Source organism: Streptomyces sp. NPDC042638 (assembly GCF_040647235.1).
GTDB lineage: Bacteria > Actinomycetota > Actinomycetes > Streptomycetales > Streptomycetaceae > Streptomyces > Streptomyces rameus.
The window spans coordinates 35,564-47,402 of the sequence record NZ_JBEZBT010000002.1; the positions used below are offsets into that span (position 1 = coordinate 35,564).

General features: G+C 70.6%; 9 protein-coding genes. 4 read left to right on the forward strand and 5 right to left on the reverse strand.

Translation table 11 applies throughout. The features are described from left to right. Positions 1-35: 35 nt before the first annotated feature. Positions 36-605 (forward strand): dienelactone hydrolase family protein, encoded by a 570-nt coding sequence (locus tag AB0B40_RS01750; protein WP_345050472.1) that lies wholly within the window; start codon positions 36-38, stop codon positions 603-605. Between the two features lie 7 nt (positions 606-612). Here AB0B40_RS01750 and AB0B40_RS01755 read toward each other — a convergent pair whose 3' ends face one another. From AB0B40_RS01755 to AB0B40_RS01770, 4 genes are all read right to left on the reverse strand, one after another. Beyond that, positions 613-2,283, reverse strand: coding sequence for an alkaline phosphatase D family protein (locus AB0B40_RS01755; protein WP_362262101.1), 1,671 nt, complete (start codon positions 2,281-2,283; stop codon positions 613-615). An 80-nt stretch (positions 2,284-2,363) separates the two neighbouring features. Beyond that, the gene (locus AB0B40_RS01760) at positions 2,364-3,176 is read right to left on the reverse strand and encodes a thioredoxin domain-containing protein (protein ID WP_345050477.1); all 813 of its coding nucleotides are present in this window, start codon (positions 3,174-3,176) and stop codon (positions 2,364-2,366) included. Positions 3,177-3,278: 102 nt separating this feature from the next. Continuing rightward, a complete protein-coding gene (locus AB0B40_RS01765) occupies positions 3,279-3,965 on the reverse strand; it encodes a hypothetical protein (RefSeq protein WP_362262104.1) in 687 nt (228 codons plus the stop codon). A 68-nt stretch (positions 3,966-4,033) separates the two neighbouring features. Beyond that, positions 4,034-5,359, reverse strand: a complete 1,326-nt coding sequence (locus tag AB0B40_RS01770; protein ID WP_345050483.1) for a DUF2252 domain-containing protein — start codon at positions 5,357-5,359, stop codon at positions 4,034-4,036. Between the two features lie 170 nt (positions 5,360-5,529). On the opposite strand from AB0B40_RS01770, the gene dnaE reads away from it, so the two are divergent. Further along, positions 5,530-9,069, forward strand: a complete 3,540-nt coding sequence (gene dnaE / locus AB0B40_RS01775; protein WP_345050485.1) for a DNA polymerase III subunit alpha — start codon at positions 5,530-5,532, stop codon at positions 9,067-9,069. A 71-nt stretch (positions 9,070-9,140) separates the two neighbouring features. Here the strand turns inward: dnaE and AB0B40_RS01780 are convergent, their stop codons facing one another. Next, complete coding sequence (locus tag AB0B40_RS01780; RefSeq protein ID WP_345050488.1) at positions 9,141-9,311, reverse strand: hypothetical protein; 171 nt, start codon at positions 9,309-9,311, stop codon at positions 9,141-9,143. 225 nt (positions 9,312-9,536) lie between these two features. Here AB0B40_RS01780 and AB0B40_RS01785 point away from each other — a divergent pair, with 225 nt between their 5' ends. Continuing rightward, on the forward strand, positions 9,537-10,757 hold the full coding sequence (locus tag AB0B40_RS01785) for an NYN domain-containing protein (RefSeq protein ID WP_345050490.1): 1,221 nt from the start codon (positions 9,537-9,539) through the stop codon (positions 10,755-10,757). 62 nt (positions 10,758-10,819) lie between these two features. Then, on the forward strand, positions 10,820-11,830 hold the full coding sequence (locus AB0B40_RS01790; RefSeq protein WP_345050967.1) for an ABC transporter ATP-binding protein: 1,011 nt from the start codon (positions 10,820-10,822) through the stop codon (positions 11,828-11,830). Positions 11,831-11,839 lie beyond the last annotated feature (9 nt).

Sequence of the window (11,839 nt, forward strand, 5' to 3'; positions counted from 1 at the left end):
ACGGCTGCGGTGCGCCCGGCTGGCACCATGGCCTCATGAACATCATGCTGTTTCACTCGACCTACGGGCTCCGGCCCGCGGTGCGCGACGCCGCTGACCGGCTGCGCACGGCCGGCCACGAGGTGTGGACGCCGGACCTCTTCGAGGGGCGCACGTTCGACACCGTCGAGGAGGGCATGGAGTTCAAGGAGCGCGTCGGCAAGGAGGAGCTGCTGAAGCGGGCCGTGCTGGCGGCGGCGCCGTACTCCGACCGCGGGCTGGTGTACGCGGGGTTCTCGCTCGGCGCCTCCGTCGCCCAGACCCTCGCCCTCGGCGACGCCAAGGCGCGCGGACTGCTGCTCCTGCACGGCACGTCGGACATCGCGCCCGGTGCGCAGGTGGACGAGCTGCCGGTGCAGCTGCACGTGGCCGAGCCGGACCCGTTCGAGACGGACGACTGGCTGAGCGCCTGGTACCTGCAGATGGGCCGGGCGGGGGCCGACGTGGAGGTCTACCGGTACGCCGGGGCCGGACACCTGTACACGGACCCCGGTCTGCCGGACTACGACGCGGAGGCCGCCGAGGCCACCTGGCGGGTGGCGCTCGGCTTCCTCGACAGCCTGTGAGGGCAGGTCACACGGGGTCGTAGGTCCGCTCGATCCGCTGCGTGCCGCTGCGGGTGCGGTAGGAGCGTGCCCAGCTGGAGGTGGCGTCCCGCGAGGTGCGGTCCGACAGGACGTAGTAGTCCATCTGCGTGCGCTCGGCTGTGATGTCCAGCACGCCGTAGCCGTGCCGGTCGGTGTCCACCCAGTGGACGTGCCGGTTGGCGGCCTTGATGACCGGGGAGGCGATCGCGGAGACCGTGCCCTCGGGGACCTTCACGATGTCGTCCAGGTTGTCGGAGGTCACCGACGTCACCACGAACTCGGTGGCCGCGGAGGCCGACAGCGGGTAGGTGCCCGCGTCCACCGGCACGTCGTTGGCCCACGCCATGTGGATGTCACCGGTCAGGAAGACGGTGTTGCCGATGGCGTTGGAGCGCAGGTGGGCCAGCAGCTCGCGGCGGTCGTCGGTGTAGCCGTCCCACTGGTCGGTGTTGGCGGCGATGCCCTCCTGCGGCAGCCCGAGCAGCTTGGCGAGCGGCTTGAACAGGTCGGCGGAGAGGGAGCCGAACGAGAACGGCGAGATCATCACCGAGTTGCCGACCAGCCGCCACCTGGTGTCGGAGGCCTTCAGGCCGGCCTTCAGCCAGTCCAGCTGGGCGCGCCCGGTGAGCGTGCGGTCGGGGTCGTCCACCGAGCCGCTCGCCGTGGACGCCTGCTGGGAGCGGAAGGAGCGCAGGTCCAGCAGGGAGAGGTCGGCGAGCTTGCCGAAGCGCAGCCGCCGGTAGGTGGTGCCCGCGATCGCCGGGCGGACCGGCATCCACTCGAAGTACGCCTGCTTGGCGGCGGCCTGACGGGCCGTCCAGGTGCCCTCGGCGCCCTCGGTGTGGTTGACCGCGCCGCCCGACCAGGCGTTGTCGGCGAACTCGTGGTCGTCCCAGATCGCGACGACCGGGGCCTTCAGGTGCAGCGCCTGGAGGTCGGGGTCCGTCTTGTACTTGGCGTGCCGGATCCGGTAGTCGCTGAGGGTGAGGATCTCGTTGGCCGGCGCGTGCGGGCGGACGACCTTGCCCCGGGTCCCGTACTCGCCGGACTTGTACTCGTAGATGTAGTCGCCGAGGTGCAGCCAGGCGTCGAGGTCGTTCCGGGCGGCGAGGTGGCGGTAGGCCGAGAAGTAGCCCGCCTCCCAGTTGGCGCAGGAGACCACGCCGAAGCGCAGGGAGGAGACGTCCGCGTCCGCCGCCGGCGCGGTGCGGGTGCGCGCCACCGGCGAGTCGGTGCCGCCGGCCGAGAAGCGGAACCAGTAGTCCGTGGCCGGGGCCAGACCGCGGATGTCCGCCTTCACGGTGTGGTCGGAGGCTGCCGTCGCGGTGGTGGAGCCCCGGGCGACGACGGTGGTGAACGCCTTGTCCCGGGCGACGGCCCAGCTGACCTCGGTGTCCGGGCCGAGCCCGGAGCCCGGTATGGCCTCCGGCGTCGGGGTCACCCGGGTCCACAGCAGGACGCCGTCGGGCAGCGGGTCGCCGGAGGCGACACCGTGCAGGAAGGCGGGGGCGTCCGTGGCGGCGCGGGCCGGCAGTGCGGCGGCCAGCGGTCCGGCCAGGACGGCGGCCGCCGCCGCGGCCTTGACGACCGTACGGCGGCGGGGGGAAAGCGAGTCGAGGCCGTGGGAGGCATCGGCTGATCTGTATCGACTGGTCACGGACGATCAGGTTACTGATCGGTACCCGTCGGGGCGGGCGAACCCGCAAAAGTTCGCCCGCCGTTCGGTCTGACGTCGGTTCAGCCCTTGAGGGCCGCGTCCAGCGCGGTGTTGAACTCCGCCGGCGACATGGGCGCGTTCTTGCCGTCGGCGCCCGTCAGCGCCTTGCCGTCCATCTTCAGGGTCGGGGTGCCCGAGATGCCGTCCCTGCCGAAGATCTTCGACTCCTCCAGCGCCCACCTGTCGTAGGTGCCGTCCTTCACGGCCTTCTGGAACGCCGCGTTGCCCTTCAGGGCGGGGACCGTGTCGGCGATCTTGATCAGGTAGGCGTCGTCCTTGAACTTGTCCTCGGTCTCGCTGGGGTGCCACTTGGTGGAGTACATCGCGGACTTGTACTCGAGGAAGGCCTCGGGGCTGACGTTCAGCGCGGCGCCGAGGGCGCTGAGCGCGTTCTTGGAGCCCTCACCGGGCAGGCTGTTGTCGATGAAGGTGGCGCCGACGTACTGGATCTTGAACTTGCCGGCGTCGAAGTCCTTCTTCACCGTCGAGCCCACCGACTGCTCGAACGTCGCGCAGACCGGGCAGCGCGGGTCCTCGTACATGACCAGGGTCTTCTTGGCGGTGCTCTTGCCGAGGAGGACCGTCGTGCCGTCCTTGCCGGAGGTGTTGGCCGGCTTGACGAGCTTGTGGTCCTTCGCGGCCTCCCAGTAAGCGGGCTTGTTCATCTGGACGACGGCGTAGCCGATGCCGCCGGCCGCCGCCAGTACGGCCACCACCGAGGCGGCCACGACGAGCTGCCGCCTGGCCTTGTCGCGCTTCGCCTGCCGCTCGCGCTCCTGGCGCAGCCGCTCCCGGGCCGCCGTCTTCGCCGACTGGCTGTTCCGCTTGCTCATGCTGGTGATCTCCCTAGGGGACGCGCACATACCGTGCGCGGGATACGTGTGGGGGACTGCCTTGTGCTCAGCTGCCGCCGGCCGCCTGAGGGCGGTCGCCGCTCAGGCGAGGGCGGTGGCCGGGGAGCACGGCGGTCCACGCCGTCCCAGGGAGTGCACGAGGAGCCGGTCGCGGCCGGTGGCGGGGCGCGGGGCCGGGCGGGGCAGCCGGCGGGCCGGCAGCGGCCGTACGGCGACCGCGGCCACCGCCAGCAGCAGCGGCCGGAAGGTGGAGACGGCGACCGCCCGCAGCAGCTGGGCCAGTGCCCGCTCACCCCGGCGCAGCCAGGCGGCGGCCAGCAGGCCCACGCCGACGTGCGCGGCCAGCAGCAGCCAGGCGGCGGCCGGGCTGGCGTGGGCGAGCAGCGCGGCGGTGTGACCGGGGTCGCCGGTCACCTGGGCCAGCGGGGTGCCCACCCGCCCCTCGCACAGCACGTCCAGGCCGACCGCGCGCAGCGGGCCCGCTATCGGGCCGCCCGCCCGGCCGTAACAGGCGTGCTGGCCGGTCGTGAACACCGTGTCGGCGGCCAGTTCCAGCGGGATCAGCAGGGCCGCGATCCGGCCGAAGCCCCGCTCGCGGCCCGCCAGCGCGTAGGCGGTGACGAACACCCCGCCGACGACCGCGCCCACGGTCGCCGGCGGCAGAGGAGCACGGGACAGCAGCACGTGCGACGCGGTGCTGAGCGTCACGACGAAGGCCGTGAACAGCGCCGCGCGCACGGCTCTGAGCGGGGTCCCGGATATGTCCATAGCGAGAGGAGAGTCTGTCACGTAAGCCGGTAAGGGACCCCTAAAGGGTGCCTGAGAACCGGCGGGTTCTACAGCCCCGGGATCCGGCCGTTGCGGAACAGGTCGAGGAAGATCTGGTGGTCCGCACGCGCGCGTGCGCCGTAGCTGTGCGCGAAGTCCACCAGCAGGGGCGCGAAGCCCTCCTCGTCGGCCGCGAGCGCCGCGTCGATGGCCCGCTCGGTGGAGAACGGCACCAGGGACTCGCCGGAGGTGTCGTCCGCCGCCGCGTGCATGGCGGCCGTGGCCCGGCCCAGGTCGGCGACGACGGCGGCGATCTCCTCCGGGTCGTCGATGTCGCCCCAGTCCAGGTCCACCGCGTACGGCGAGACCTCGGCGACCAGCTGGCCCGCGCCGTCCAGCTCGGTCCAGCCGAGCCACGGGTCGGCGTGCGCCTGCAGGGCGCGCTGGGAGATCACCGTACGGTGGCCCTCGTGCTGGAAGTACTCCGCGATGGCCGGATCGGTGATGTGCCGGGAGACCGCCGGGGTCTGGGCCTGCTTGATGTAGATCACGACGTCGTTCTCCAGGGCGTCGCTGTGGCCCTCCAGGAGGATGTTGTACGACGGCAGGCCCGCCGAACCGATGCCGATGCCCCGGCGGCCCACGACGTCCTTCACCCGGTAGGAGTCCGGGCGGGCCAGGGAGGAGTCCGGCAGCGTCTCCAGATAGCCGTCGAAGGCCGCGAGGACCTTGTAGCGGGTGGCCGCGTCCAGCTCGATGGAGCCGCCGCCCGGGGCGAAGCGGCGTTCGAAGTCGCGGATCTCGGTCATCGACTCCAGCAGCCCGAAGCGGGTCAGCGAGCGGGCGTCACGCAGCGCGTCCAGCAGCGGACCCTGCGCGGTGTCCAGCGTGAACGGCGGCACCTCGTCCCGCTTGGCGCCCGTGGCCAGGGCGTGGATGCGCTCGCGGTAGGCGTCGGCGTAGACCGTCACCAGCTCGGTGATCTGCGCGTCACTGAGCGCCTTCGCGTACCCGATGAGCGCGACGGACGCCGCGAAGCGCTTGATGTCCCAGGTGAACGGGCCGACGTAGGCCTCGTCGAAGTCGTTGACGTTGAAGACCAGGCGGCCGTTGGAGTCCATGTACGTGCCGAAGTTCTCCGCGTGCAGATCGCCGTGGATCCACACGCGCGAGGTGCGGTCGTCCAGGTACGGGCCGCCGCGCTTCTCCGCGTCGAGGTCGTGGTAGAAGAGGGCCGCCGTGCCCCGGTAGAACGCGAACGCCGAGGCCGCCATCTTCCGGAATTTCACGCGGAACGCGGCCGGGTCGGCGGCCAGGAGCCGGCCGAAGGCGGTGTCGAAGACGGCGAGGATCTCCTCGCCGCGCTGCTCCTCGTCGAGCTGGGGGACCGACATCGCGGGGTGCCTCCTGGTGCGTTACCTGTACGACAGCGTTTCTGCCGTCTCCAACGCACGAAGGTACGCGGGAGTGCCCGTCGGGTGTCAGTCCCGAGGCATAGACTTCGACGCTGACCCCAGATCTGTCCGCCAGACCGTCGCCCAGTGTTTCCCCCGGAGGCCGCCCCGTGTCGAAGCCGCCCTTCACGCACCTGCACGTCCACACCCAGTACTCGCTGCTGGACGGTGCCGCGCGGCTGAAGGACATGTTCAACGCGTGCAACGAGATGGGGATGACGCACATCGCCATGTCCGACCACGGCAACCTCCACGGGGCGTACGATTTCTTCCACTCCGCGAAGAAGGCCGGAATCACCCCGATCATCGGGATCGAGGCGTATGTCGCGCCCGAGTCCCGGCGCAACAAGCGCAAGATCCTCTGGGGCCAGCCGCACCAGAAGCGGGACGACATCTCCGGCTCCGGCGGTTACACCCACAAGACGATGTGGGCCGTCAACAAGACGGGCCTGCACAACCTCTTCCGGCTCTCCTCGGACGCCTACGCCGAGGGCTGGCTGCAGAAGTGGCCCCGGATGGACAAGGAGACCATCGCCCAGTGGTCCGAGGGCATCGTCGCCTCCACCGGCTGCCCCTCCGGCGAGGTGCAGACCAGGCTGCGCCTCGGCCACTTCGACGAGGCCCTGAAGGCCGCCGCCGAGTACCAGGACATCTTCGGCAAGGACAAGTACTTCCTGGAGCTGATGGACCACGGCATCGAGATCGAGCGCCGGGTCCGTGACGGCCTGCTGGAGATCGGCCGGAAGCTCGGCATCCCCCCGCTGGTCACGAACGACTCGCACTACACGTACGCGCACGAGGCGGGCGCCCACGACGCGCTGCTGTGCATCCAGACCGGCAAGAACCTCTCCGACCCGGACCGCTTCAAGTTCGACGGCACCGGTTACTACCTGAAGTCCACGGACGAGATGTACGCCATCGACTCCTCGGACGCCTGGCAGGAGGGCTGCGCCAACACGCTCCTGATCGCCGAGATGGTCGACACGGACGGCATGTTCGAAAAGCGCGACCTCATGCCCAAGTTCGACATCCCCGAGGGCTACACCGAGGTCACCTGGTTCAAGGAGGAGGTCCGCCGGGGCATGGAGCGCCGCTTCCCCGGTGGCATCCCCGAGGACCGCCAGAGGCAGGCGGACTACGAGATGGACGTGATCATCTCGATGGGCTTCCCCGGCTACTTCCTCGTGGTCGCCGACTTCATCATGTGGGCCAAGAACAACGGCATCGCCGTAGGCCCCGGCCGAGGGTCCGCGGCCGGCTCGATCGTCGCCTACGCCATGGGCATCACCGACCTGGACCCGATCCCGCACGGCCTGATCTTCGAGCGGTTCCTCAACCCCGAGCGCATCTCGATGCCCGATGTCGACATCGACTTCGACGAGCGCCGGCGCGTCGAGGTGATCCGGTACGTGACCGAGAAGTACGGCGCCGACAAGGTCGCCATGATCGGCACCTACGGCACCATCAAGGCCAAGAACGCGATCAAGGACTCCGCGCGCGTGCTGGGCTACCCGTACGCGATGGGCGACCGGATCACCAAGGCCATGCCCGCCGACGTCCTCGGCAAGGGCATCCCGCTGTCCGGCATCACCGACCCGCAGCACCCGCGCTACAGCGAGGCCGGCGAGGTCCGCGGGATGTACGAGAACGAGCCGGACGTGAAGAAGGTCATCGACACCGCGCGCGGCGTGGAGGGCCTGGTCCGGCAGATGGGTGTGCACGCCGCCGGCGTGATCATGTCCAGCGAGCCCATCGTCGACCACGTCCCGGTCTGGGTCCGCCACACCGACCAGGTCACCATCACGCAGTGGGACTACCCGAGCTGTGAGTCGCTCGGCCTGCTGAAGATGGACTTCCTCGGCCTGCGCAACCTCACGATCATGGACGACGCGGTCAAGATGGTGAAGGCCAACAAGGGCCTCGACATCGACCTGCTGTCCCTGCCGCTGGACGACCCCACGACCTTCGAGCTGCTCCAGCGCGGTGACACCCTCGGCGTCTTCCAGTTCGACGGCGGCCCCATGCGCTCGCTGCTCCGGCTGATGAAGCCCGACAACTTCGAGGACATCTCCGCCGTGTCGGCCCTGTACCGGCCGGGCCCGATGGGCATGAACTCCCACACGAACTACGCGCTGCGCAAGAACGGGCAGCAGGAGATCACGCCGATCCACCCCGAGCTGGAGGCGCCCCTCAAGGAGGTCCTGGACGTCACCTACGGCCTGATCGTCTACCAGGAGCAGGTGCAGAAGGCCGCCCAGATCATCGCCGGCTACTCACTCGGCGAGGCCGACATCCTCCGCCGCGTGATGGGCAAGAAGAAGCCGGAGGAGCTGGAGAAGAACTTCGTCATCTACCAGGCCGGCGCCCGCAAGAACGGCTACAGCGACGAAGCGATCCAGGCCCTGTGGGACGTGCTGGTCCCGTTCGCCGGCTACGCCTTCAACAAGGCGCACTCGGCCGCGTACGGCCTGGTGTCGTACTGGACGGCGTACCTGAAGGCGAACCACCCCGCCGAGTACATGGCCGCCCTGCTGACCTCCGTCAAGGACGACAAGGACAAGTCCGCGGTCTACCTCAACGAGTGCCGCCGCATGGGCATCCGCGTGCTCCCGCCGAACGTCAACGAGTCCGAGGCGAACTTCGCCGCCCAGGGCGACGACGTGATCCTCTTCGGCCTCTCCGCCGTCCGCAACGTCGGCACCAACGTCGTCGAGTCGATCATCAAGTGCCGCAAGGCCAAGGGGAAGTACGCCTCCTTCCCCGACTACCTCGACAAGGTCGAGGCGGTGGTCTGCAACAAGCGCACCACGGAATCGCTGATCAAGGCCGGTGCCTTCGACGAGATGGGGCACACCCGCAAGGGGCTCACCGCGCAGTACGAGCCGATGATCGACAACGTGGTCGCGGTCAAGCGCAAGGAGGCCGAGGGCCAGTTCGACCTCTTCGGCGGCATGGGCGAGGAGACCAGCAGCGAGCCCGGCTTCGGACTCGACGTGGAGTTCTCCGCCGACGAGTGGGACAAGACGTATCTGCTCGCCCAGGAGCGGGAGATGCTCGGTCTGTACGTCTCCGACCACCCGCTCTTCGGCCTGGAGCACGTCCTCGCCGACAAGGCCGACGCGGGCATCTCCCAGCTGACCGGTGGCGAGCACTCCGACGGCGCCGTCGTCACCATCGGCGGCATCATCTCCGGACTCCAGCGCAAGATGACCAAGCAGGGCAACGCCTGGGCCATCGCCACCGTGGAGGACCTGGCGGGCTCCATCGAGTGCATGTTCTTCCCGGCCACCTACCAGCTGGTGTCGACCCAACTCGTCGAGGACGCCGTCGTCTTCGTCAAGGGCCGGCTCGACAAGCGCGAGGACGTGCCGCGGCTCGTCGCCATGGAGCTGATGGTCCCGGACCTGTCCAACGCGGGCACCAACGCGCCGGTGATCCTCACCATCCCGGCCACCAGGGTCACTCCGCCCATGGTCAGCCGCCTCGGGGAGATCCTGAGCCACCACAAGGGCGACAGCGAGGTCCGGATCAGGCTTCAGGGCCCGCGCAAGACCACCGTGCTCCGCCTGGACCGGCACCGGGTCAAGCCCGACCCGGCGCTGTTCGGCGACCTGAAGGTGCTGCTCGGTCCGTCCTGCCTGGCCGGCTGAGGCCGGTGCGGCAGGAAGGGGCGCACCCGAGACGGGTGCGCCCCTTCACTGTTCCCGGGCTTCAACTGCCCCTAGTTGTGGCCGAAGCTCTTCTGCTTCTTGCCACGAGCAGCCTCCGAAGGGCTGCCCGGGACGGCCGCCATGGGCGGCTCGTGCTCCTCGGCGGACGGGCGCTGCGCGTGCTCACCGCGCTGTGTGCGGTTCTGCGGACCGGCCTGCTTGCGGTTCTTGTTCTTGGCCATGGTGATCAACCTCCTGTGGGGGATCTAGGGGCCAGGGCCGGATCCAGATTCACATAGGCTGATATCGGGCGCATGTCGGATAATTACCGTGTGTGACAGGCATGATGAGCGGGCGGGATCCGGAAACGCCACGCCGAAGATCGAGTTCGGGCCGTTAAGCCCCGTGCGGTCGGGCAGACTCGAAGGAAGTCCGAAGCAAAACCTCCCGGGAAGAGGGTGAGTCGCGTGGACCGCTGCATCGTCCTGGTGGACGCCGGGTATCTGCTGGGAGCCGCCGCCAGCCTCCTCGCCGGTGAGCCCTCGCGATCCCGGATCACCGTCGACCACACCGCGTTGATCCAGGCACTGCGCGAACGAGCGGAGTCCGACACCGAGCGCCCGCTGCTGCGCATCTACTGGTTCGACGGCGCTCCCGACCGGGTCCCCCAGCCGGAGCACCGACGGCTGCGCGTGATGCCCCGGGTCACCGTCCGGCTGGGCGCCCTCACCCGCAGCGACGGACGGTGGGCGCAGAAGGGCGTCGACGCCGCCATGCACGCCGAGCTGACCGAGCTGGCCCGCAACGGCGCCTGCTCCGACGTCGTCCTCGTCACCGGCGACGGCGATCTGCTGCCCGGCATGATGGCCGCCAAGGAGCACGGTGTCGCCGTCCACCTCTGGGCCGTACAGGCCGCCGACGGCGACTACAACCAGTCCGAGGACCTGGTCGCCGAGGCCGACGAGCGGCGCGTGCTGGACCGGGCCTGGATCACCCAGGCCGTCCGGGCCAAGGAGCTGACCGGCGTCTGCGCCCCGCCGCCCGAGCCCCGCCCCGAGATCGCCGCCATCCTCTCCGCACCGCTGCCCGAGTCCGCGCTCACCGCGTCGGGCGAGCGGTCCGCCGAGCGCGCCGCGCACCCCCCGGCCGCCCCGGCGGAGAACGGCGCCGCGGAGCGGATCCCCACGGCCAAGGGCGTGCCCACGCCCAAGGACCTGGCCGCGCTGCGCGCACCCGGCGCCCACCCCGCGCAGCACCCGGCGACCGCGACCCTGCGCTGGTCCTCCGACAAGGGCTGGGTCGACCGGCCGGGCACGGTCTCCGAGCCCCCCGAGATGGCCTCCATGCCGACGCTCGCCCAGCTCACCACCGCCGAGCAGCGCTGGGCCGACCGGGAGGAGGACATCACCACCGTCGGCGGCGACCCCTACGAGGTGGGGCAGGTCTTCGCCCGCCGCTGGATGTCCCGGCTCGGCGACCAGAGCCATCTGCAGAAGCTGTCGCAGATGTATCCGCGCATCCCGCACCGGATCGACGGGGAGCTGCTGCGGTACGCGGCGCGGTTCGGGCTGCTCGCGCACAAGGACGACCAGATCGACGAGCACGACCGTTACGCCATCCGGGCGGGCTTCTGGCGCGAGTTCGACGTTCCGGCGGCTGCCGAGACGCACGCGCCCACCGCCGACTGAGTCCCCGTGGCCGCCCCCAAAGGCGAGTAAAGGCCCCCGACCCCGTAGGCTCGTCCTTTGTGATGACGCGCGCGGCACAGGCACTTCGGTACGACGATGTCGTACGCGTGCGCGGGCTCAGCAAGACGTATCCCGCCGTGAAGGGCCGGCGGGGCACGCCCGGCACCCCGGAGGTGCGGGCCACCGACGGGGTGGAGCTGGACGTTCGGCGCGGCGAGGTCTTCGGACTGCTCGGCCCGAACGGCGCCGGCAAGTCCACCCTCGTACGGCAGCTGACCGGGCTGCTGCGCCCGGACACGGGCAGCGTCGCGATTCTCGGCCACGACATCGTGCGGCACCCCGAGCGGGCCGCCCGGCTCCTCGCCTATCTGGGCCAGGAGTCCACGGCCCTGGACGAGCTGACCGTCTCCCTCGCCGCCGAGACCACCGGACGCCTGCGCGGCCTGGACGCACGGCGGGCGCGGGCCGAGCGGGACGCCGTACTTCAGGAGCTGGGGCTCACCCCGATCGCGGGGCGGGCGCTGAAGAAGCTGTCCGGCGGCCAGCGGCGCCTCGCCTGCTTCGCCGCGGCCCTCGTCGGCGAGCGGCCGCTGCTGGTGCTGGACGAGCCGACCACCGGCATGGACCCGGTGGCCCGGCGCGCCGTCTGGGCGGCCGTGGACCGGCGCCGGGCCGAGCACGGTACGACCGTGCTCCTGGTCACCCACAACGTCATCGAGGCCGAGATGGTCCTGGACCGGGTCGCCGTGCTCGACCAGGGCCGGGTCATCGCCTGCGACACCCCCGCCGGGCTCAAGGCACAGGTCGCCGGCGAGGTCCGGGTGGAGCTGGTGTGGCGGGAGCGGGCGCCGCTGGAGGTGCCCGAGGTGGCCGTCCTGCGCGAGCGGGCCGTGGAGTCCGGCCGGCGCTGGACGCTCCGGCTCGCCCCCGAGGAGGCCCGCGCCGTCGTCGCCACCGTGACCGGCGGGGCCGCCTTCGCCGCCCTGGACGACTTCACGCTCACCACGCCCAGCCTGGAGGACGTCTACCTGGCGCTGGGCGGCGAGGCCCGGCAGGGCCTGGTGAGGGCGTGAGCGGGCGGG